Raw genomic sequence first — 20,874 nt, 5'->3', positions numbered from 1 at the left:
AGGCGGCAGCGGGCGGCGGCGACCGCTCAATGGGCTGTTTCGATAACGCTCCAGATTCGTTCGTCGGAATCACCGGCGAATTGTCTGGCGATAATGGCCCGGCATTTGTCGCAGCGGTAGTGCTCGAGAACGAGCGCGCCGTTGCGCTCCGCCACGCCAATCAGGGTGAGGTTTTCCTGCCGTTGAACATCGACGGGCCGGCCGTCGATATCGGAGCATCCATCGCAGACTTTCATGGCGCCTCCTGACGTTCGCATCCATCGTTCAAAAGAAGCCCGCGCGACGCGGGCGAAGACTGATGCACCCGCTGAGGAGACAACGCGGGCCAAGTCAGTATCCGGCGCGATCGGACGGTTGTGCAAGTGCAAAAAAATAAACTAAAAAGGGGGCGACCACACAGGGTGGACCGTTGCCCGCGCGCGATTTTCGCGTGATTCATCTTGCCGCCGACGCTGCCTGGTCGGGCAGACCGGCACTTGCGCACCTACTCGCGCAGTCTGCCCGCTCTGCGAAAACGGTGCCGACTGGTTCGCTGCACCGCACACGCCTCCCGATCCACTTTTGTTATCACCTGCTCCAATACTCGGATTGTTAGCGCATCGCGCCGCTCGTATATTGGCTGGGCCAGCAGCACAGACAGCCGGATACAACAACACAAAGGCATGCCGTTCAGGCCTGCCAACAGGAGCACAGCGATGAATCGAATCGATCTGGAGGGGCGCGTAGTCGCCATTACCGGCGGCGCGCGTGGTATCGGCTACGCAGTGGCGCAGCGGGCACTCAACTCGGGCGCATCGGTCGCGCTATGGGATGTGGACGCCGAACGTCTTGCCCGCAGTCAGCGTGAGCTGAGCGAATTGGGCAAAGTCACCGCGATCTCAGTCGAACTGACACAGGAAGCCGCCGTCGCACAGGCCGTGGCGCAAACCGTTGCCGATCACGGGGCGATCGACGTGTTGATCAATTGTGCCGGCATCACCGGCGGCAATGGCACCACGTGGGAACTGGCGCCCGACATCTGGCGCCGCGTGATCGATGTCAACCTGATCGGCCCGTATCTGACCTGCCGCGCGGTCGTGCCGCAAATGCTCAAGCAGGGCTATGGCCGGATCGTCAATATCGCCTCGGTGGCGGGCAAGGAGGGCAACCCTAACGCCTCGCATTACAGCGCCTCCAAGGCCGGACTCATCGGCTTGACCAAATCGCTCGGCAAAGAACTCGCGACGAAGAACATTCTCGTCAATGCGGTCACGCCCGCCGCGGCTAAAACCGAGATCTTCGATTCGATGTCGCAGCAACACATCGACTACATGCTTTCGAAGATTCCCATGAACCGCTTCCTGTTGCCCGAAGAAGCGGCGTCGTTGATTCTGTGGCTCTCGTCCGAGGACTGCGCGTTCAGTACCGCTTCGGTATTCGACCTGTCCGGCGGCCGCGCAACCTACTAAGCCGGCGCGGCGTCGCACCTGCGTTAGCACGGTAGCGCTACACAAGAAAAGAAACCCGCAGAGCCGCCACCCGCGCGTGCTCTGCGAAGGAGACGACATGGACACGCATGCGCCCGTTTCACTCGAGGCGATCAACGGCAAGGTAATGCGCCGGCTACTGCCGTTTCTACTGCTGATGTATGTGCTGGCGTTCCTCGATCGCGCCAACATTGGTTTCGCGCAAAAGGCTTTGCGGCACGACACAGGTTTGTCGAATGCGGCGTTTGCCTTCGGTGCGGGCGTGTTTTTTGTCGGCTATGCATTGTTCGAAGTCCCGAGCAATCTGCTGTTGCATCGGGTCGGCGCGCGCGCCTGGATGTGCCGGATCATGGTGACATGGGGGCTCGTGTCGGCCGCGATGAGCCTCGCGCATACGCCCACGGCGTTCTATACGCTACGGTTTCTGCTCGGCGTCGCCGAGGCGGGTTTCTTTCCGGGCGTGATCTATTACCTCACCCACTGGTTTCCGCAGTCGTCCCGGGCGCGTGCGGTGGGCGTGTTTTATTTCGGCGCGCCGCTGGCGTTTATTTTTGGCAGCCCGTTGTCGGGGTCGCTGCTCGAATTGCATGGCGCGCTGGGTCTTGCCGGCTGGCAATGGCTCTTTCTGGTGGAGGGCGTGCTGGCTTCGCTGGTGGGCGTGTGGGCATTCTGGTATCTCGACAATCGCCCCGAAGACGCGCGTTGGCTCGAACCGCAGGAGCGCGCCACCTTGCGTAGCGCACTCGAAGACGATGCGCGTGCTGCGTCCGCGCACGGCCCGCATAACATTCTGGCCGCCCTGGTGGATAGGCGCGTGTTGCTGCTGTCGGCGATCTATCTGCTGATCCAGATGAGTGTGTACGGCGTGATTTTCTATCTGCCGCAACAGGTGGCGGCTTTCCTTGGAACGACGGTCGGCTTGCGTGTGGGTCTCGTCGCCGCGCTCCCATGGCTGTGTGCGCTGGCTGTGACGTGGTACGTGCCGCGCCGCGCGGATCGCACCGGTGGGCATCGGCGTTGGGCGGTGGCGTTGCTGATCGTCGCCGGGCTCGGCATTGGTGTGTCCGGACTCGCGAGCAGTCCTTCCATCGGCTTACTCGCGCTGTGTTGTGCCGCGAGCGGTTTCATTGCCGCGCAGCCGCTTTTCTGGACGTTTCCCACGCGTCACCTCACAGGCGCGGCCGCGGCGGGCGGTATCGCGTTGATCAATTCGCTCGGCGGGCTCGGCGGTTTCATTGCGCCGAGCTTGCGCACCGCGGCGGAACATGCCTTTTCGTCGAAGTCGGCGGGATTGGTCGTGCTGGGCATGTCGAGTCTGCTCGCCGCGCTTTTGATCGGCACGCTATTGCGGCGCGACGCCGCCCAGCCGGGCGCAACTTTCAAAACCTTACTGCATCGCGCCCGCTAGGCGCTCGCTCGACGCACTCATAACGGAGCCTCCATACATGGCCATGCCTACCATTCGGCACGTGCGTGCCTTCATCGTCCGCGGCGGCGGTGCGGATTATCACGACCAACCCGGCGGACACTGGATCGACGATCACATCTCCACGCCGATGGCGCGTTATCCGGAGTATCGCCAGAGCCGCCAGTCATTCGGTATCAATGTGCTGGGCACGCTCGTGGTGGAGATCGAAGCGAGCGACGGCACCGTGGGTTTTGCGGTGACGACGGGTGGCGAGATCGGCGCGTTCATCGTCGAGAAACATCTCGCGCGTTTTCTCGAAGGGCAACTCGTTACCGACATCGAGAAAATGTGGGATCAGATGTACTTCTCGACTCTGTATTACGGTCGCAAAGGGGTCGTGCTGAATACGATCTCGGGCGTCGATCTCGCGTTGTGGGATCTGCTCGCGAAAGTGCGCAAAGAGCCGGTGTACCAGCTATTGGGCGGTCCGGTGCGCGACGAGCTGGTGTTCTATGCGACTGGCGCGCGGCCCGATCTGGCGAAGGAGATGGGATTCATCGGCGGCAAGCTGCCGTTGCAGCACGGTCCTGCCGAAGGCGAAGCGGGCCTCAAGAAGAATCTGGAAAAGCTCGCGGACATGCGCAGCCGGGTGGGCGACGACTTCTGGCTGATGTACGACTGCTGGATGAGCCTCGATGTGCCGTATGCCACACGGCTCGCGCAAGCGGCGCACGAGTATGGCCTGAAATGGATCGAAGAGTGCCTGCCGCCCGACGACTACTGGGGTTACGCCGAACTGCGCCGCAATGTGCCACGCGGCATGATGGTGTCGACCGGCGAACACGAAGCAACGCGCTGGGGCTTTCGCATGTTGCTGGAGATGCAATGTTGCGATCTGATTCAACCGGATGTCGGCTGGTGCGGCGGCATTACCGAGTTGATCAAGATCTCCGCGCTAGCGGATGCCCACAATGTGATGGTCGTGCCGCACGGTTCGTCGGTGTATAGCTATCACTTCGTGGTCACGCGGCACAACTCGCCGTTCGCCGAGTTTCTGATGATGGCGCCCAAAGCCGACGAAGTCGTGCCGATGTTCACGCCACTGTTGCTCGATGAACCCGTGCCCGTGAACGGGCGCATGAAGGTGCCGGACGCGCCGGGCTTCGGCGTGAGGCTGAATCCGGAATGCGCGCTGGTGCGGCCTTATGCGCGTTGAGTTCGCGTTGAGTTCGCGATGAGTGCGTGTTGATTGCTTGTTGTCGGGTCGAGCCGCGCCGTGCGCGTCACCCGTCGCAAATTCGAACCCTGAAAGGAGAATGACGTGCTGCTCAAGGACAAGGTCGTGATCGTCACCGGCGGCTCGCGCGGCATCGGCCGCGCGATAGCCGTTGCGTGCGCAACCGAAGGCGCGGACGTAGCGATCAACTACTGGGGCGACAACGACGCATCGTATGGACGCCGTTCCGCCGTTGCGGAAGTGGTCGGTGAAATCGAGGCGCTGGGGCGGCGCGTGATTGCGATCGAAGGCAACGTCGCTGCGCGCGAAACCGGTCAGCAACTGGTGCGCCACACGGTCGAGGCGTTCGGCAAAGTCGACGTGCTGGCCAGCAACGCGGGCATCTGTCCGTTTCATGCTTTTCTCGACATGCCGCCGGAGGTGTTGGAATCGACGGTGGCGGTCAATCTGAACGGCGCGTTCTATGTAACGCAAGCCGCCGCGCAACAGATGAAAGCGCAGGGTACGGGCGGCGCGATCGTGGCGACGAGTTCGATCAGCGCGCTGGTGGGCGGCGGCATGCAGACGCATTACACGCCGACCAAAGCGGGCGTGCATTCGTTGATGCAATCCTGCGCGGTCGCATTGGGACCGTATGGCATTCGCTGCAACTCGGTGATGCCCGGCACCATCGCCACCGATCTGAACGCTGAAGACCTCGCCGACGAAGCCAAAAAAGCCTACTTCGAAAAACGCATCCCGCTCGGCAGACTGGGCCGCCCGGAAGATGTCGCCGATTGCGTGACGTTCCTCGCCTCCGAGCGCGCGCGCTATGTGACGGGCGCTGCGCTGCTGGTGGACGGCGGCCTCTTCGTCAACCTGCAATAACGCGCGATGCCGATTTCAGTTCACCGGAGCCGAAGCCGCGACCAGGGAGTCAGATGCGGCCGCGGCGGTGTCGTCGCGTTTGAGCTTGTGCGAGAAACCGCGCAACAGGTCGATGAAACGCAGCGCCGGTTCTGCGAGCGGTTCTTCCTTGCGCGTGAGAATGCCGAAGCCCGAAAGGCTCTTGCCGATTTCGAGCGGCAACGCGACGAGCAGTTTGCCGCGCAAATGATCGCGCACGACCGACTCGGGCAGCATGGCCACCGCATCGTAATTCTCGAGCAATTGCAGCGTAGCGAAGATCGACGCGCATTCGGTCAGATTCACCGGCGTGGCCAGTCCCGCGCGCGCCAGTTCCTCTTCGAACAGCACGCGCGCCGGACTGGTGACGGGCTGCGCCACCCACGGCCAGTCGATCAGCTCACGCAAGCTGACGCGCGCGCGCTGCGCGAGCGGATGCACCGCACGCACCACGAGCAGCAGCGTTTCGCGCGCGAGCGGCTCGAAACTGAAATCGTTGTGTTGCAGCGGGCTGGTCAGGCGCCCGAGCGCCAGATCGACTTCGCGGCGATGCAGCAATTGCACGACCTGGTCACTGGTCTCGCCGAGAATGCGCACGTTCAACAGCGGGCTTTCGGTTTTCAGCGCGGCGACCGCCATGGCCAGCAGATCGGGCGCGGCGCCCATGATCGCGCCGACCGTCAGTTGGCCGTGACCGCCGCGGCGTTTGACGTCGAGGTCTTCGGCGAAACGGGTCAGTTCCGCCAGTGCACGCCGGGCATAGGCCAGCGTGACGACGCCAAGCGGCGTGGGCGTCATGCCGCGCGCGTTGCGCTCGAACAGCAGAAAGCCGAATGCTTCTTCGATATCGCCGAGCATGCGGCTCGCGCTCGGCTGGGCCACGTTGACGGCCTCTGCGGCCTGATGGAGATTGCGCGCGTCGTCGAGCGCGACGAGCAGCGCGAGGTGCTTGAATTTGAGCCGATTGACGAGTGCGACAGTTGCTGAGTGTTGGCTCATGGGTCGGGTGCGATTCGGTTTGTGGATCGCCCAATCCCAACAACGGATTGAGATGCTATCGACGCAGGAATTATAGTCGCATCAGGCGCTTCTCCGAGAAAGCGCTCCGATACGACGGGAGACAGGCCGCAATGGAAACAATCGCTTTCCGGATGGTGCTCAACCCCGGCATGCGCGAGGAATACGAACGACGTCACGCGCAAATCTGGCCCGAACTGGTTGATGCATTGCACAATGCCGGTGTTCGCGACTACCGGATTTTCTTCGACCCGGACTCGCACCATCTCTTCGCCGTGCTGACGCGAAACAACCATCACACCATGGACGAACTGCCGCAACTCGACGTCATGCGCAAATGGTGGGATTACATGGCTGACATCATGCACACGGCGCCGGATCACACGCCGCTTCAGCAGCCGCTCGAACCGGTCTTTCACCTGAACTCGCTGAGCTAAGCCGACTTGATCTGATTGCCGCTCAGCAGACTTACATGATCTGACTCGAAACGATCTTCACCGGACGGAGGATGTCGCATGCAGGTGGTCGATTCGCATATCCATTTGTGGGATCTGAAAACGCATCGCTATCCGTGGCTGGAAAACCCGGGCGTGTCGTTCGTGGGCGATGCGCGTGACTTGAAGCACGACTACCTGCTGGACGATCTGCTGGGCGAGGCGGGCGATGTCGAGGTACTGAAACTGGTGCACGTGGAAGCGAATCACGATCCCGCCGATCCGGTCGAAGAAACGCGCTGGCTGCAATCCATTGCGGATCGCAAGGAATCGCGCGGCATGCCGAACGCGATCGTCGCCGCGGTGGATCTGTCCGCGCCGAATGCGCCGGCCGTGCTCGAAGCGCATGCGTCGTTCGCGAATACGCGTGGCATCCGGCAGATTCTGAACGTGCACGAGAACAAGCTGTTCGATTACGTCGGCCGTCATTTCATGCGCGAGCCGCAATGGCGCGAACACTTCGCGTTGCTGCGCCGTTACGACATGTCGTTTGATCTGCAACTGTATCCGTCACAGATGGAAGAAGCGGCGGCGTTGGCGCGCTCGCATGGCGACACGCAATTCGTGATCAACCACGCGGGCATGTTCGTGGACCGTAATAGCGTGGCGGGCTATCGCGCCTGGCGCGACGGCATGCGCCTGCTCGCCGGTTGCCGCAATGTCGCGGTGAAGATCAGTGGACTCGCGATGTTCGACCACCAGTGGAGTGTTGAAAGCCTACGGCCGTACGTGCTCGAAACGATCGATACGTTCGGCGTCGAGCGCGCGATGTTCGCCTCGAATTTTCCCGTCGACCGGCTGTTCGGCTCATACGCGGATTTGTGGCATGCGTATGCATCGATCGTGGATGGCGCGAGCGTCGCCGAGAAAGAGGCGCTGTTTTGCCGTAATGCGGAACGTTGCTACCGCATCTGAAGGGCATTGGAACGCGAAAAAGAAGGAGACACGCTGTGCAGCAAGCCACATCCTCAGTGCCGCGGCTCGAATTGCGGCACGCGAGTAAATCATTCGGCCGGGTTCGCGCGCTTTCCGACGGCGATCTCGCGCTATGGCCGGGAGAAGTGCATGCGTTGCTCGGCGAGAACGGCGCGGGCAAATCGACGCTCGTGAAGATTCTCGCGGGCGTGCATCAGCCGGATACCGGCGAGTTGCTGGTGGACGGCGTGGCGCGCCGCTTCGCGACACCCGCTGAAGCGCGCGACGCCGGGCTCGCGGTCATCTATCAGGAACCGACGCTGTTCTTCGATCTGTCGATCGCGGAGAACATCTTCATGGGGCGGCAGCCGGTGGACCGGATCGGCCGCATTCAATACGACGCGATGCGCCGCGAGGTGGACGGCTTGCTGGCGTCGCTCGGTGTCGATCTGCGCGCCGATCAACTGGTGCGCGGTTTGTCGATTGCCGATCAGCAGGTGATCGAAATTGCCAAGGCGTTGTCGCTGAACGCCAACGTGCTCATCATGGACGAACCGACCGCCGCGTTGTCGCTGCCCGAAGTGGAGCGGCTCTTTGCGATCGTGCGCAAGCTGCGCGAGCGTGACGTGGCGATTCTGTTCATCACGCACCGGCTCGACGAAGTATTCGCGCTGACACAGCGCGTCACGATCATGCGCGACGGCGCGAAAGTTTTCGACGGCCTGACCGCCGATCTCACCACTGAGTCGATCGTGGCCAAAATGGTCGGGCGCGATCTGGAAACCTTCTATCCGAAAGCCGACCGGCCGCCTGGGGAAGTGCGCCTGTCGGTACGCGGCCTCACGCGCGTGGGCGTCTTCAAGGACATTTCCTTCGACGTGCGCGCGGGCGAGATCGTGGCGCTGGCCGGGCTGGTCGGCGCGGGGCGCAGCGAAGTCGCGCGCGCGATCTTCGGCATCGATCCGCTCGACTCGGGCGAAATCTGGATTGCCGGCAAGCGTCTGACGGCAGGCCGGCCCGCCGCCGCGGTGCGCGCCGGACTTGCGCTCGTGCCGGAGGACCGCCGGCAACAAGGACTCGCGCTGGAATTGAGCATTGCGCGCAATGCCTCGATGACCGTGCTCGGGCGGCTCGTCAAACACGGCCTCATCTCGACGCGCAGCGAGACGCAACTCGCCAATCAATGGGGCACGCGTCTGCGTCTCAAGGCGGGCGACCCGAACGCGCCGGTCGGCACGTTGTCGGGCGGCAATCAGCAGAAAGTCGTGCTCGGCAAATGGCTGGCAACCGGGCCGAAAGTGCTGATCATCGACGAACCCACGCGCGGGATCGACGTCGGCGCGAAGGCCGAGGTGTATAGCGCGCTCGCCGAACTGGTGCGCGACGGCATGGCGGTGCTGATGATCTCGAGCGAATTGCCCGAAGTACTCGGCATGGCCGACCGCGTGCTGGTGATGCACGAGGGACGTATCAGCGCGGATATAGCGCGTGCCGACGCCGACGAGGAGCGCATCATGGGCGCCGCACTTGGCCAACCCGTCGGCCATCCAGTCCAACCGATTCCACCGCTGGGACACGCCGCATGATGCGCCATTCTTCCACCCATCCCGCGCCGGTCCATCCGCCGGTCGCGAAGCGCACGGCGGGCTCGCCGGGCGGCTTTGCCGCAAGCATCGCGAAGAGCCGCGAAACAACGCTGTTCGTCGTACTGATTCTGCTGATTGTGGGCACCGGGCTCGCGAAACCGCAGTTCCTGAACCTGCAGAACCTGCGCGACGTGTTGCTGAACGTGTCGATCATCAGCTTGCTGACGGCCGGCATGACCGTGGTGATCCTGATGCGGCATATCGATCTGTCGGTCGGCTCGACGGTCGGCATCAGCGCGTATGCGGTCGGCAGCCTGTATGTCGCGTTTCCGCAGATGCCGGTGATCGTCGCGTTGGCCGCGGGGCTTGCCATCGGTCTCGTGGCGGGCGGCATCAATGCGCTGCTCGTCGCGGTCGGACGCGTGCCGTCGCTGGTGGCGACGCTATCCACGCTGTACATTTTTCGCGGAGCGGACTATGCGTGGGTGCATGGCGGGCAGATCAACGCCACCAGCCTGCCCGATGCTTTCTCTCGTCTAGCGACTGGAACGTTGCTCGGCATTCCCACGCTTGCGCTGATCGCGATCGTCGTGCTGGCCGGTCTCGCCGTGTATCTGAAGCAGTTTCGCGGTGGCCGCGAACACTACGCGATCGGCTCGAATCCGGAGGCGGCGCGTCTCGCCGGTGTGAACGTGGAGCGTCGTGTGATGGCGGGATTTCTGCTCTCTGGCGCGATTGCCGGTTTCGCGGGCGCGTTGTGGCTGGCACGCTTCGGCACCGTGGATGCCAGCACCGCGAAGGGCATCGAATTGCAAGTGGTGGCCGCCGCCGTGGTGGGTAGTGTCGCAATCACTGGCGGCGTCGGCACGATTCTCGGCGCGACGTTGGGCGCGCTCGTGCTCGGCGTGATCAGCATCGCGCTGGTCGTGCTGCACGTGTCGCCATTCTGGGAGCAGGCCATCGAGGGCGCGCTGATCGTCGCCGCGATTACCGCCGATACCTTGCTGGCCCGCTCCGTCGCAAAACGCATGATGAGGAAACGCGATCATGGCTAAACCCGATTCCGCGCTGCTCACGCGCAAACGCGAAACGCCGCTGCAATGGGAAGTGTTGCTGGTGATCGTGCTGATTCTCTCGCTCGCGCTCGGGCGGTTGCTGTCGCCGGTGTTTCTCACCGGCGCGAATCTGAGCAACGTGCTGGCGGATCTGACCGAAATTGCGTTGATGGCGCTGCCGATGACGCTGATCATCGTCGCCGCCGAAATCGATCTGTCGGTGGCCTCGGTGCTCGGCGCGTCCAGCGCGTTGATGGGCGTGCTATGGCACATGGGCTTGCCGATGCCGCTCGTGATCGTGCTGGTGCTGATCGCGGGAGCCTTGGCCGGTCTGCTGAACGGCCTCGTGATCGTCAAGCTCAATCTGCCTTCGCTCGCGGTCACGATCGGCACGTTGGCGCTGTTTCGCGGCCTCGCCTATGTGCTGCTCGGCGACCAGGCGGTGGCGGATTTCCCCGCGGCTTACACGGCGTTCGGCATGGACACGGTTGGTTCGAGTTTCATACCGCTGCCGTTTGTGATCGTGATCGTCGGCGCGGTGGTGTTCACCGTGCTGCTGCAGTCCACGGCGTTCGGCCGCAGTCTCTATGCGATCGGCGCGAATCCGACCGCCGCGGCGTTCTCCGGTATCGAAGTGGCAAAGATCCGCTTGCGTCTGTTCGTGCTGTCCGGCGCCATGAGCGCGCTGGCGGGCGTGGTCTATACGCTGCGCTTCACGAGCGCGCGGGGCGACAACGGTGAAGGTTTCGAGTTGTCGGTGATCGCGGCGGTGCTGTTCGGCGGTGTGAGCATTTTCGGCGGACGCGGGTCGATGATCGGCGTGCTGCTGTCGCTGCTGATTATCGGCGTGCTGAAAAACGCGCTGACGCTCGACGACGTATCCAGCGAAACGTTGACCATCGTGACCGGCGTGCTGCTGCTGGCCTCGGTGCTGATACCGAATCTGGTGGCGCGCTGGCGCGCGGCGCGCGACCGGCGTTTCATCGCGAAGTCCGCATCTTCAGTCTAAGTTTTTAGCCGTGCCTGCATCTGCGAAGAGAAAGTCCAACAACCGATAACCCGGACAACGTCACGTCCAACAAACAAGGCAGGAGACACTTCATGTTCAAACCTCTACGTCACACCGGCACCGCGGCGCTCTGCGTTGCGTTGATCGCGATCAGTTGCGCCGCGTCCGCCGCGGGCCTGAAAAGCGGTCTGAAAATCGCATTCGTGCCGAAGCAGATCAACAACCCCTACGAAGTGATCGCCGACGACGGCGGCATGACCGCGATCAAGGAGTTCGGCGGCGTGGGCAAAGCGGTGGGGCCGTCGGATGCGGGCGCGTCGTCGCAAGTGCAGTACATCAATACGCTGATTACGCAGCGCCAGGACGCGATCGTGATCGCAGCGAACGACGCCAATGCGGTGGTGCCGTATCTGAAGAAAGCGATGTCGCAAGGCATCAAGGTCGTGACCTTCGACTCGGACACGGCGCCCGAGGGCCGGCAACTGTTCGTCAACCAGGCGAACGCGGAAGGCATCGGCCGTGGCCAGGTTCAACTGGTGGCCAAGCTGATGGGCGGCGAGGGCGAGTTCGCCGTGCTGTCGGCCACGCCCAATGCGACCAATCAGAACACGTGGATCAAGTGGATGCAGGAAGAACTGAAAAAGCCCGAGTATTCGAAGATCAAGCTCGTGAAGATCGCCTACGGTAACGACGACGATCAGAAGTCATTTACCGAAACGCAAGGTCTGCTGCAGGCATATCCGAATCTGAAGGCGATCGTCGCGCCGACCACGGTCGGTATTGCCGCAGCCGCGCGTTATATCTCCACTTCGTCGAGTAAGGGCAAGGTAGCGGTGACCGGTCTCGGTACGCCGAACCAGATGCGTGCGTTCGTGAAGAACGGCACCGTGAAGGCGTTCCAATTGTGGGATCCGGGTCAACTCGGCTACCTGGCTGCTTATGCCGCGGCCGCGCTGTCTTCGGGCACGATCAGCGGTAAGGAAGGCGAGTCGTTCGACGCCGGCAAGCTCGGCAAACGGACCATCGGGCCGCAAGGCGAAATCATTCTTGGACCGCCCACCACGTTCGACGCGAGCAATATCGACAACTTTAACTTCTGAGTGGGCAAGCATCGCCGCGTGGTTTCTCGCGGCGATGCTTTTCACGAGACAAGAAACACGAGGCGCGCCGGCAAACAACAGCCGCGCGCTTTTTTTCTTCGGGAAGCCTTAAGCGCTTAAGCTCAGTTGCTTCAGAAACGATGCTGAATACCCGCCGTCACGCCAGTTTGCGTATCCGCCGCGCCGATCAAATCGCGTGACAGACTGACAGCGTTGTCATGCCTGGCCATCGCATAACCGCCCGCCATATACAGCACCGTGCGCTTGGATAGCGCGTACTGCGCGCGCAGCGAGAACAGCGTCGGATCGGCGTCGCTCGCGTCCCTGATGTCCTGATGGTAGATCGCAGCGAACAGCGAGAAGAACGGCGTCACCTCATATTGACCGCCGAGCCAGTACATGTCGCTGCGCAAAGTGGGCGCGGCGGTGTGGAACGTGCGCTGGTAGTTCCGATAACCGGCCATTGCCTTCACGGGGCCGAAGTCGTAGCTCAGGCCTGCGTGAATGCCCTGGATATAGTTGGTGGTATCGGCGGGCGTGACGCTGTCGTTCGCGCCGTTCTGCCGGTCGAAGGTCACGACCGCGGCGAACGGACCGGTCTCGTAGCCAAGAGCGAAGTCGTACTTCGAACTCGACTTCATGCTGCCCGGCACGTTGCCGAAACCGTACATCGCGCCGAACTTGAAGCCGGAGAAGGTGCCGTCATAACGCACCGCGTTGGACGAGCGCGAGAACAGACCGTCCTTGCGGCCGCCCGTCGCCGTGGATGACGTCGCCCACGAGTAGTTCGGCGCATAACCCATTGGGTCGAACTGCAGCATGTAGTCGTACGTGGTCGTGAAATTGCGTCCGAGCGTGATTTGCCCGAAGCGGTTTTTCAGGCCGATGGTTGCACGGCGGTCGAAGATCGCGCCGGAGCTGTCGTCGAACTGGCCGTTGGCGATGTTGATGCCGCTTTCCAACTGGAACACCGCCTTCAGGCCGCCACCGAGATCCTCGACGCCGCGCAAACCCCAGCGCGAAGTGTTCTTGCCGCCGGACACGAGGCGCGTGGCGCCACCGTCTTTGCTGGCATGGTTCACGTACTCGACACCGGCGTCGACGATGCCGTACAGGGTCACGCTCGATTGCGCGTGCGCGCCGGCTGCAAAACCGGCGAGTCCGGCGCAAGTGACGCCGACGGTCGCCTTCTTCATGCTCCACTTCATCAACAGTCTCCTGTGGTTGGTTTGTAACTTCGATTGGGCAGCCTGAAGGAGAGGTCCTTCGGGGTCTGCATGCCGCGCTTCAGCTCGCCTGAGCGAAGGCCCAGCAGTCGTTGGCGGGGAATTCGATCCAGTGGCGGCCGGCCGCGCGCGGCACGTGGCCAAAGGCGCGCAAGCGCAGGTCGCCGCAATGAAACAGGTATTCCCAGCGGTCGCCGAGATACATCGACGTAACGAGGTCGGCTTCGAGCCGGTTCGCGCCGGGACCGTCGGCGACCTGCACGCGTTCGAGGCGGATCACGGCCTGCGCGTGCTGTCCGGCCGTGAGTGCTTCGCGTGCCTGCGCCTGCAGTTGCCAGCCGTCGCCGGCAAGCGTCACGCGTTCGCCGTCGACCGCGGCCACGCGTGCGTCGATGCGGTTGTTGCTGCCCATGAACTCGGCGGTGTAGAGCGAGCGGGGCGCGCCGTACAGTTCGGCGGGCGTGCCTTCCTGTTCGATGCGGCCGTTGCGTAGCAACAGAATGCGGTCGGACATCGCCATCGCTTCGGTCTGGTCGTGCGTCACGCACAACGCAGAGAGGCCCAGTGACACGATCAGCTCGCGCAGCCAGGCGCGGGCTTCTTCGCGCAGCTTGGCGTCCAGATTCGAGAGCGGTTCGTCGAGCAGAATCACCGGCGGGTTGTAGACCAGCGCTCGCGCAATCGCGACACGCTGTTGCTGGCCGCCGGAAAGCTGATACGGATAACGCGAGGCAAGGTGGCCGAGGCCGAGTTGGTCGAGTGCGGCCTGCACGCGTTTTTTCTGCTCGGCGGGCGAGACGCGCCGCAGTTTCAATCCATAGCCGACGTTATCGGCCACGGTGCGATGCGGCCACAGCGCATACGACTGGAACACGAGTCCCAGCGAGCGCTGCTCGACCGGCAGATCGACATGCGCCGCGCCGTCGAAAAACGCCTGACCGTCCAGTTCGATGCGGCCCGACGACGGCTGTTCGAGTCCGGCCACCGCGCGCAACAGCGTGGTCTTGCCGCTGCCCGACGCGCCCAGCAGGCAGACCACTTCGCCGGGGTTCAGTTCGAACGACACGCCTTTGAGAATCGGGTTGTCGCCATAGCTCAGAAAGAGGTTGTCGACTGAGAGCTTATCCATGCAATTTCACTCCGAAGCGCAGCGCGACACCGAGTCCGGCGCCGACCATCGCGATGTTGATGACAGAAAGCGCCGCGACCTGGTCGACCGACCCGGTGGCCCACAGCGACACGAGCAGCGCGCCGATCACTTCCGTGCCGGGCGAGAGCAGATAGACAGCGGTCGAATATTCGCGCTCGAAGATCATGAAAATCAGCAGCCACGCGGCGAGCAGGCCGAAGCGCACGAGTGGCAGCGTCACATCGAGACTGACGCGCGCACGCGTGGCGCCGACGCTGCGTCCCGCTTCCTCCAGTTCAGGCCCGACTTGCAGCAGCGCGCTCTGAATCAGGCGCATGCCGTAGGCGAGCCAGACGACGGTGTACGCGATCCAGATGCTCCACATCGAGTTCTTCAGTTCCTTGAGGCCAGGCACGAACAGGAACACCCACAGGAACGCGAGACCGGCGAGCAGGCCCGGCACCGCACGCGGCAGCAGCACGAGGTAATCGAGCAGGCGCGTGGCCCAGTCGTTGCGGCGATGACCGGCGAACGCCACCAGTGAATAGAAGCCGACCGCCAGCGCGCCGCCGAACACCCCGATGCCGAGCGTGTTGAGAATCGCGCGGACCAGGTTGTTCTGCTCGAACAGTTCCGTGAAGTTGACAAGCGTGAGCGCATCCGCGAGATGCACGCCATGTCCCCAGTGCGTGACGAACGCACGTAACGTAATGCCGGAGATCGGCACGAACACCGTCAAGAATAGCCACAGCGCGACGATGCCGAGCGCGACCCAGCGCCACACGCCGAGCGGCAGCACGGTCTGCCGTCCCGCCTTGCCCTTGACCGTCACGAAGCGGTTCGCGCTCCTTAGCAGCCGGCGTTGCAGCAGCACGAGCGGGAACGTGATCGCGACGATGCACATCGCAACCGCGGCCATCAGGTGATACGAGGGCACGCCCAGCTTGTTGGTGAGCTTGTAGAGATAAGTGGCCAGCACGAGGTGCCCTTCGGGATCGCCGAGTACGAGCGGCAAGCCGAATACTTCGAAGCCGAGGAAGAACACCAGCACGCCGGCGAACAGCAGCGCGGGCAGGGTCATCGGCAGGCTCACGTCGAGCGCGACGCGAAACGGCCGCGCACCGGCCACGCGGGCCGCTTCTTCGACATCCGAGCCGAGATTGCGCAGCGCCGCCGACGAATACAGGTACACGTGCGGCACATGTGTGAGGCCGACGATCACCGTGATGGCGAAAACCGAATAGACGGTCCACGGCGCTTGCGCGGTGCCGAACAGTTCCATCCACCAGACCGAGTAAAAACCGACCGGGCCGGCGGCGACCACGTAGCCGAAGGCGAGCACCATCGGCGAGACGAACACGGGCGTGAGCAGCAGCGGTTCGAGCCAGCGGCGGCCGGGCAGGTCGGTGCGCACCATCAGGAACGCGAGAATACCGCCGAGCGGAATCGAGATGAACAGCATCCCGGCCGCGATGACAAAGGAGTTTTTCAGCGCGGACCAGAAGTCCGGGTCGCTAAAAATGAATTCGAAGCCGGCGAGGCCGAGCGTGCGCTTTGCGTCGAAGAACGGCGCGCTCAGCACGCTTTGCAGCAGGATGAAGCCGAGTGGCAGCGCCACCGCCACGGTCAGCACCGCGATGACGAGCCAGCGCAGCAGTCCCATGAACGGTTGCAGTCCGCCGCGCGACAGCGCGCCGATGGAGCCGCCGTCTGCCGCGTGCGGTGGTGCCGCGCGGTGTCCGGTTGCGCTAGTGGAAAGCATGAGTGTCCCCCTGCGGCACAAAGCCGCATATCGACAGGTATGGAAGGAAGGGCGGCCGCGCGTGTCAGCGCGCGCGCCGCTGTGTCAAACGCGAAGGGCTAGCGCTTGATCGACTGTTGCCATTGCTTGAAGAATTCGAGGCGCTTCGACTGGTCGAGGTAGACCAGCAAGCCCGAGCCGATCGGGATCGGTTTGAGCGAGTCGCCGAGCTGCTTCGTGAGGCCGGCCATCGACGTTTCACCCTGCACGTCCGCGCGAATCGAGAACAGGCCCGCCTGATTCGCCAGCAAGGTCTGGCCGCGTTCCGAGAGCAGATAGTCGACCCACAGCTTCGCGGCGTTCGGGCTGTGTGCTTTCTTCGAGATCGTCACGAGCCGGCTGACAACTAGCGTGTAGTCCTTCGGATAGACGTAGCCGATCGACGGATCTTTCTTTGCTTTGGTCTGCGCGTACGAGCCGAGAATGTTGTAGCCGATCAGGTTCTCGCCCGAGGAAATGCGCTCCATCATCGCGCCGGTGCTTGATTGCAGCTTCGGGCCGGTGGCGCCAATGGCTTTCACCAGATTCCACGTGACCTGCGGATTGACGCGCACGTCCTGAGTCAGATAGTTGAAGCCCACGCCGGACTTTTCGATGTCGTAAGTGGTGACGCGGCCCTTGAACTGATCGGGCCTGGCTTGCAGCAGTTTGATCAGATCGGCGCGCGTTTGCGGCACGTCGCCGGGCGGCAGCAGGCGTTTGTTGTAGACGATCGCGAGCGGCTCGTAGGTGGTGCCGTAAGCCTGTTTCTGGTACTGCGCCCATTGCGGCAACTGATTCGTTTCGGGCGACTCGTAGGCGGCCATCAAGCCGTCGTTGACGAGCTTGACCTGCAGATCCATGGCCGAACTCCACAGCACGTCGGCGCTGATGCTGCTCGCTGCGTTCTCGCTGATATAGCGGTTGTATAGCTCGGTGCTGCTCATGTCGTTGTAGTCGACCTTGACGCCATACATGCTTTCAAAATCCTTGATGAGCGGACGCACCAGCGCGGTGTCCGTGACCGAGTAGACGATCAGCTTGCCTTCCTTTTTTGCGCCGTCGATAGTGGCCTGGTAATCGCCTGGATAGCCGGCCGGAATGGCTGCCCATGCTGAATTGACGGTGAATGCGACAGCTGCTGCGAGTACTTTCAAAGCGTTTTGCACGTCTTCCTCCAGATAACTTCGTGTTGGTTTTGTGTAGGCGAATGGTAAGAGGTCGGTGCTTTCTGAACGCTTTCAATTTTCGAAGGAAATGCGTCACAATGGTCGAATTCGCCTCATGGATTTCCCTGGGATTCTGCTCATGCGTGTGCTGCTCGTCGAAGACAATCGGATCCTTTCCCGCTCGCTCACCGACGCGCTGACCAGCGCGAAACTCACGGTCGACTGCATGCACGACGGTGAATCAGCCGACCACGTGCTTCGTACGCAGGACTACGCATTGGTGATTCTCGATATCGGTTTGCCGAAACTCGACGGCCTCGAAGTGCTGCGCCGTTTGCGCGCACGCCGCAACGCCGTGCCGGTGCTAATGCTGACCGCGCACGGTTCGGTGGAGGAGCGCGTGCGCGGCCTCGATCTCGGCGCCGACGACTATCTCGCCAAGCCTTTCGCCCTCACCGAACTCGAAGCGCGCGCGCGTGCGCTGTTACGCCGCAGCCACGGCCAGGAACCGCTCAACGCACAATGCGGCACGCTGCTTTACGACAGCGTGGACCGGGGCTTCACGCTCGACGGAGAATCGCTTGCGCTGACGCCGCGCGAGCGCTCGGTGCTGGAAGTGCTGATCCTGCGCAACGGCCGCGCGATCAACAAGGACACGCTGTCGGAGAAAATCTTCGGGCTCGACGAATCGGTGAATGCGGACGCGATCGAAATCTATGTGTACCGCTTGCGCAAGAAACTCGAACACAGTTCGGTTGGCATCGTGCCGCTGCGCGGACTCGGCTATCTGCTGGAAGCAAGAAGCGCATGACGCAGCCGAATCTGCGCGTACGTGTCGCACTGTGGCTGTTGGTGCCGCTGCTTCTGCTGCTCGCGTTCGACGCGTGGCTCACGTATCAGCGCGCAATGAACGCGGCGCATGCGGCATTCGACCGCACGCTCGAATTTTCGCTGCGCTCGATTCGCGACGGCATCCGCTTGCGCGACGGCGAGATCGAAGTCGATCTTCCGTACCTCGCTCTGGAGATGTTCGAATCGAATGGCGGCGGCAACATCTACTATCAGATTCGCGAGGAAGGTGGGCCCGTGGTGACCGGATATCCTGACTTGCCTGACGCCGGCAACGTGCCAGGTGAGCCCTACCGCGTGCGTTTCTATGACGGCGTGTTTCGCGGCCGTCCGCTGCGTATCGCCATGTTGAGGCTGCCCGTGCACGACGTGCCGAGCGCGCAGACGCGGGTGGTGCTGGTGAGAGTCGGCGAAACGATCGAGCAGCGTCAGGCGTTGGCGCGCGAGATTCTGACCGGCTCGCTGCAACAGGAGGGCTTGCTGGTGGTGCTCGCGCTCGGCATCGTGTGGCTGGGCGTGGCGCGCGGTTTGCGGCCGTTGAACCGTTTGTCGGCGAAAGTGGCCGCGCGCGCGGAGGATGATCCAACGCCGCTCGACACGGTCGGTCTGCCGAGCGAAGTGACGCCGCTAGTAGATTCGATCAATCAGTACATCGGCCGCACGCAGTTGATGCAGTCGTCGCGCAGGCGTTTTTTCAACGACGCCGCGCATCAGTTGAAAACGCCGCTTGCGGTGATTCAGGCGGAGTCCGAACTGGCGCTGCGCGATATCGACGGCACGGAAGCGGGTTCGACTGGCGATCGTCGGCAAGCGGTGCATTTGCGGCGGCTGAATCGCGCGGTGCAGCACGCGGTGCGCATCGTGCAACAGTTGCTGTCGCTCTCGCGGCTCGAAGCGCACAGCGGCTATACGGTCAGGCACGCGGCGGTGCCGCTGCATAAGGTGGCGCGCAGCGTGACGCTCGACTGGTCGCCGGTGGCTCGCGCACGTGGCATCGATCTCGGTTTCGAGCAGGACGCGCGTGTCGACGTGATGGGGCAAAGCGATCTGCTCGCGGAACTGGTCGGCAATCTGATCGATAACGCGATCCGCTATTCAGGCGATGGTGCGGTGATTACCGTGCGGGTCGCGCGCGAAGGCGAACAGGCGTTGCTGCAGGTGATCGACAATGGGCCGGGCATTGCCATGAGCGAGCGCGAGGCGGTGTTCGAGCGCTTCTATCGCAGCGAAGCGACGCAGGCGGTGGAAGGCAGCGGACTGGGTTTGTCGATCGTGCGGGAAATCGCGCGCGTACACGGTGCGCTGGTTGCGCTCGCCGATGCGCATGGCGGCGGGTTGATCGTCAGCGTGTTGCTTCCGCCGTTGAAGGCGGCGTAACGCCGGCGCGGAATTCAGCGGCGAATCGGAAAGCGCCGCGCATAACCCGTGGGAGAGGTGCCGCTGCTCCACGTTTCGCCATCGATCAATACCTGTGATGCGCTTTCTTCCGGCACCGCGACGTTTACGCCCGCTGCCGCTTCGCGATACAACTGCGTCTGGTTGATTCGCGCGGCGATGTCCGCATAATCCGCGCGCGCGTCGATCATGCCCCAGCGCTCGAACTGCGTGAGAAACCACGCGCCTTCGATCGCTCGCGGATAATTCACCGCGCCGTTGTCGAAGAAGCGCACGGGCAGGCCTCCCGGCGCGGAAGCCGCGATCACGTTGCCGAGGCGCGCCGCGATCAACGAGGCATCAATGCCAACGTACTCGGGCAGCGCAAGCCAGCGCGCGATGTCCTCGCGATGTCCCGCGCCGTCGAGCCAGCGGCACGCTTCGAGCATAGTCTGCACGAGCGCGCGCGCGGCATGCGGATTCGCGCTGACAAAATCGCGCCGGCACGCCAGCACCTTCTCGGGATGATCGGGCCACACGTCGCTCGTATAAGCGATCGTTCTGCCGACGCCCTGCGCTTCGGCCTGCATATTCCAGGGTTCACCAACGCACAGGCCGTCAAGCTTGTCTTCGGCGAGCGCCGCAACCATTTGCGGCGGAGGAATCACCACGCTCTCGATATCACGCAACGGATCCACGCCTTGTGACGCGAGCCAGTAGTACAGCCACATCGCGTGCGTGCCGGTGGGGAAGGTCTGCGCGAAGACCGGCTTGCGGCCGAGCGTGGCGAGCGCCTTGGGCAGCGTGCCGTGTTCGGCGAGCGCATCGGCGAGACGGTTCGACAGCGTGATGGCCTGGCCGTTGCGGTTGAGCACCATCAGCACGGCCATGTCCGTTTGCGGTCCGCCGAGACCCAGTTGCACGCCGTACACGAGTCCGTAGAGCGCATGGGCCGCATCCAGATCGCCCGACAGCAGTTTGTCACGCACGGCGGCCCACGACGGCTGACGCGACAGCTCCAGCGTCAGGCCGTGCGCGTGGCCGAATTCGAGCAGCTTGGCGGCGACGAGCGGCGCGGCGTCCGAGAGCGCCACGAAGCCGAGCCGCAGATGAGTCTTCTCGAGCGGCCCGGATGGGTTGGTTGCAGTGGTAATGGGAGAGTTCATGGACGGCGC

At 63.0% G+C, this 20,874-nt stretch carries 19 protein-coding genes; 12 read left to right on the top strand and 7 right to left on the bottom strand.

The window, feature by feature from the left end:
• Positions 1 to 26: 26 nt before the first annotated feature.
• Positions 27 to 236 (bottom strand): hypothetical protein, encoded by a 210-nt coding sequence (locus tag AC57B1_RS23345; protein ID WP_091807690.1) that lies wholly within the window; start codon positions 234 to 236, stop codon positions 27 to 29.
• Positions 237 to 695: 459 nt separating this feature from the next.
• Here AC57B1_RS23345 and AC57B1_RS23340 point away from each other — a divergent pair, with 459 nt between their 5' ends.
• The 4 genes from AC57B1_RS23340 (at position 696) to lra1 (ending at position 4,978) form a co-directional block, all read left to right on the top strand.
• Positions 696 to 1,448 (top strand): SDR family NAD(P)-dependent oxidoreductase, encoded by a 753-nt coding sequence (locus AC57B1_RS23340; RefSeq protein ID WP_496418810.1) that lies wholly within the window; start codon positions 696 to 698, stop codon positions 1,446 to 1,448.
• A 97-nt stretch (positions 1,449 to 1,545) separates the two neighbouring features.
• Entirely contained in the window at positions 1,546 to 2,874 is a 1,329-nt protein-coding gene (locus tag AC57B1_RS23335) for an MFS transporter (protein ID WP_496418809.1), read from the top strand.
• Between the two features lie 37 nt (positions 2,875 to 2,911).
• A complete protein-coding gene (gene rhmD, locus AC57B1_RS23330) occupies positions 2,912 to 4,090 on the top strand; it encodes an L-rhamnonate dehydratase (RefSeq protein ID WP_091807696.1) in 1,179 nt (392 codons plus the stop codon).
• A gap of 105 nt (positions 4,091 to 4,195) precedes the next feature.
• Positions 4,196 to 4,978 carry an L-rhamnose 1-dehydrogenase Lra1 gene (gene lra1 / locus AC57B1_RS23325; protein ID WP_408352934.1) on the top strand — a complete coding sequence of 261 codons (783 nt, stop codon included), beginning with the start codon at positions 4,196 to 4,198 and terminating at the stop codon, positions 4,976 to 4,978.
• Between the two features lie 15 nt (positions 4,979 to 4,993).
• Here the strand turns inward: lra1 and AC57B1_RS23320 are convergent, their stop codons facing one another.
• Positions 4,994 to 5,995, bottom strand: a complete 1,002-nt coding sequence (locus tag AC57B1_RS23320; RefSeq protein WP_091807698.1) for a LysR family transcriptional regulator — start codon at positions 5,993 to 5,995, stop codon at positions 4,994 to 4,996.
• Positions 5,996 to 6,126: 131 nt separating this feature from the next.
• Here AC57B1_RS23320 and rhaM point away from each other — a divergent pair, with 131 nt between their 5' ends.
• The 6 genes from rhaM to rhaS all read left to right on the top strand — a co-directional run bounded on the left by rhaM (position 6,127) and on the right by rhaS (position 12,172).
• Entirely contained in the window at positions 6,127 to 6,450 is a 324-nt protein-coding gene (gene rhaM / locus AC57B1_RS23315; protein WP_496418808.1) for an L-rhamnose mutarotase, read from the top strand.
• 78 nt (positions 6,451 to 6,528) lie between these two features.
• Positions 6,529 to 7,422 carry an amidohydrolase family protein gene (locus tag AC57B1_RS23310; protein WP_496418807.1) on the top strand — a complete coding sequence of 298 codons (894 nt, stop codon included), beginning with the start codon at positions 6,529 to 6,531 and terminating at the stop codon, positions 7,420 to 7,422.
• Between the two features lie 35 nt (positions 7,423 to 7,457).
• On the top strand, positions 7,458 to 9,008 hold the full coding sequence (locus tag AC57B1_RS23305) for a sugar ABC transporter ATP-binding protein (protein ID WP_408184139.1): 1,551 nt from the start codon (positions 7,458 to 7,460) through the stop codon (positions 9,006 to 9,008).
• Positions 9,005 to 10,063: an ABC transporter permease gene (locus AC57B1_RS23300; protein WP_011492227.1), complete on the top strand. Its 1,059-nt coding sequence runs from the start codon at positions 9,005 to 9,007 to the stop codon at positions 10,061 to 10,063. Before AC57B1_RS23305 ends, AC57B1_RS23300 begins: the two co-directional genes overlap by 4 nt.
• Positions 10,056 to 11,072: an ABC transporter permease gene (locus AC57B1_RS23295; protein WP_091807709.1), complete on the top strand. Its 1,017-nt coding sequence runs from the start codon at positions 10,056 to 10,058 to the stop codon at positions 11,070 to 11,072. The genes AC57B1_RS23300 and AC57B1_RS23295 overlap by 8 nt, the downstream gene beginning before the upstream one ends.
• Positions 11,073 to 11,164: 92 nt before the next feature.
• Positions 11,165 to 12,172, top strand: a complete 1,008-nt coding sequence (gene rhaS / locus AC57B1_RS23290) for a rhamnose ABC transporter substrate-binding protein (RefSeq protein WP_011492225.1) — start codon at positions 11,165 to 11,167, stop codon at positions 12,170 to 12,172.
• Positions 12,173 to 12,303: 131 nt separating this feature from the next.
• On the opposite strand, the gene AC57B1_RS23285 is transcribed toward rhaS, so the two are convergent.
• The 4 genes from AC57B1_RS23285 to AC57B1_RS23270 all read right to left on the bottom strand — a co-directional run bounded on the left by AC57B1_RS23285 (position 12,304) and on the right by AC57B1_RS23270 (position 17,476).
• Positions 12,304 to 13,380, bottom strand: coding sequence for a porin (locus AC57B1_RS23285; RefSeq protein WP_496418806.1), 1,077 nt, complete (start codon positions 13,378 to 13,380; stop codon positions 12,304 to 12,306).
• A gap of 79 nt (positions 13,381 to 13,459) precedes the next feature.
• Positions 13,460 to 14,527 (bottom strand): ABC transporter ATP-binding protein, encoded by a 1,068-nt coding sequence (locus tag AC57B1_RS23280; RefSeq protein ID WP_496418805.1) that lies wholly within the window; start codon positions 14,525 to 14,527, stop codon positions 13,460 to 13,462.
• Positions 14,520 to 16,289 carry an ABC transporter permease gene (locus AC57B1_RS23275; protein ID WP_496418804.1) on the bottom strand — a complete coding sequence of 590 codons (1,770 nt, stop codon included), beginning with the start codon at positions 16,287 to 16,289 and terminating at the stop codon, positions 14,520 to 14,522. Before AC57B1_RS23275 ends, AC57B1_RS23280 begins: the two co-directional genes overlap by 8 nt.
• A gap of 98 nt (positions 16,290 to 16,387) precedes the next feature.
• Positions 16,388 to 17,476 carry an ABC transporter substrate-binding protein gene (locus tag AC57B1_RS23270; protein WP_408352921.1) on the bottom strand — a complete coding sequence of 363 codons (1,089 nt, stop codon included), beginning with the start codon at positions 17,474 to 17,476 and terminating at the stop codon, positions 16,388 to 16,390.
• A gap of 139 nt (positions 17,477 to 17,615) precedes the next feature.
• Between AC57B1_RS23270 and AC57B1_RS23265 the strand changes: the two genes are divergently transcribed.
• The gene (locus tag AC57B1_RS23265; RefSeq protein ID WP_496418861.1) at positions 17,616 to 18,287 is read left to right on the top strand and encodes a response regulator; all 672 of its coding nucleotides are present in this window, start codon (positions 17,616 to 17,618) and stop codon (positions 18,285 to 18,287) included.
• Positions 18,284 to 19,702 (top strand): sensor histidine kinase, encoded by a 1,419-nt coding sequence (locus AC57B1_RS23260; RefSeq protein ID WP_496418803.1) that lies wholly within the window; start codon positions 18,284 to 18,286, stop codon positions 19,700 to 19,702. Before AC57B1_RS23265 ends, AC57B1_RS23260 begins: the two co-directional genes overlap by 4 nt.
• A 14-nt stretch (positions 19,703 to 19,716) precedes the next feature.
• On the opposite strand, the gene AC57B1_RS23255 is transcribed toward AC57B1_RS23260, so the two are convergent.
• Positions 19,717 to 20,865 carry a CmpA/NrtA family ABC transporter substrate-binding protein gene (locus tag AC57B1_RS23255; protein ID WP_496418802.1) on the bottom strand — a complete coding sequence of 383 codons (1,149 nt, stop codon included), beginning with the start codon at positions 20,863 to 20,865 and terminating at the stop codon, positions 19,717 to 19,719.
• Between the last annotated feature and the right edge of the window lie 9 nt (positions 20,866 to 20,874).

This window comes from Paraburkholderia sp. BGA-UO-ETr-F21, assembly GCF_059567925.1.
The sequence above is the reverse complement of the archived record's forward strand: the minus strand, read 5'-3'. Positions and strand labels throughout refer to the sequence as shown.

Coding starts and splice junctions, on each gene's coding strand:
- AC57B1_RS23345 (WP_091807690.1), bottom strand. CDS start 236: ATGAAAGTCTGCGATGGATGCTCCGATATCGACGGCCGGCCCGTCGAT.
- AC57B1_RS23340 (WP_496418810.1), top strand. CDS start 696: ATGAATCGAATCGATCTGGAGGGGCGCGTAGTCGCCATTACCGGCGGC.
- AC57B1_RS23335 (WP_496418809.1), top strand. CDS start 1,546: ATGGACACGCATGCGCCCGTTTCACTCGAGGCGATCAACGGCAAGGTA.
- rhmD (WP_091807696.1), top strand. CDS start 2,912: ATGGCCATGCCTACCATTCGGCACGTGCGTGCCTTCATCGTCCGCGGC.
- AC57B1_RS23320 (WP_091807698.1), bottom strand. CDS start 5,995: ATGAGCCAACACTCAGCAACTGTCGCACTCGTCAATCGGCTCAAATTC.
- rhaM (WP_496418808.1), top strand. CDS start 6,127: ATGGAAACAATCGCTTTCCGGATGGTGCTCAACCCCGGCATGCGCGAG.
- AC57B1_RS23310 (WP_496418807.1), top strand. CDS start 6,529: ATGCAGGTGGTCGATTCGCATATCCATTTGTGGGATCTGAAAACGCAT.
- AC57B1_RS23300 (WP_011492227.1), top strand. CDS start 9,005: ATGATGCGCCATTCTTCCACCCATCCCGCGCCGGTCCATCCGCCGGTC.
- AC57B1_RS23295 (WP_091807709.1), top strand. CDS start 10,056: ATGGCTAAACCCGATTCCGCGCTGCTCACGCGCAAACGCGAAACGCCG.
- rhaS (WP_011492225.1), top strand. CDS start 11,165: ATGTTCAAACCTCTACGTCACACCGGCACCGCGGCGCTCTGCGTTGCG.
- AC57B1_RS23285 (WP_496418806.1), bottom strand. CDS start 13,380: ATGAAGTGGAGCATGAAGAAGGCGACCGTCGGCGTCACTTGCGCCGGA.
- AC57B1_RS23280 (WP_496418805.1), bottom strand. CDS start 14,527: ATGGATAAGCTCTCAGTCGACAACCTCTTTCTGAGCTATGGCGACAAC.
- AC57B1_RS23275 (WP_496418804.1), bottom strand. CDS start 16,289: ATGCTTTCCACTAGCGCAACCGGACACCGCGCGGCACCACCGCACGCG.
- AC57B1_RS23265 (WP_496418861.1), top strand. CDS start 17,616: ATGCGTGTGCTGCTCGTCGAAGACAATCGGATCCTTTCCCGCTCGCTC.
- AC57B1_RS23260 (WP_496418803.1), top strand. CDS start 18,284: ATGACGCAGCCGAATCTGCGCGTACGTGTCGCACTGTGGCTGTTGGTG.
- AC57B1_RS23255 (WP_496418802.1), bottom strand. CDS start 20,865: ATGAACTCTCCCATTACCACTGCAACCAACCCATCCGGGCCGCTCGAG.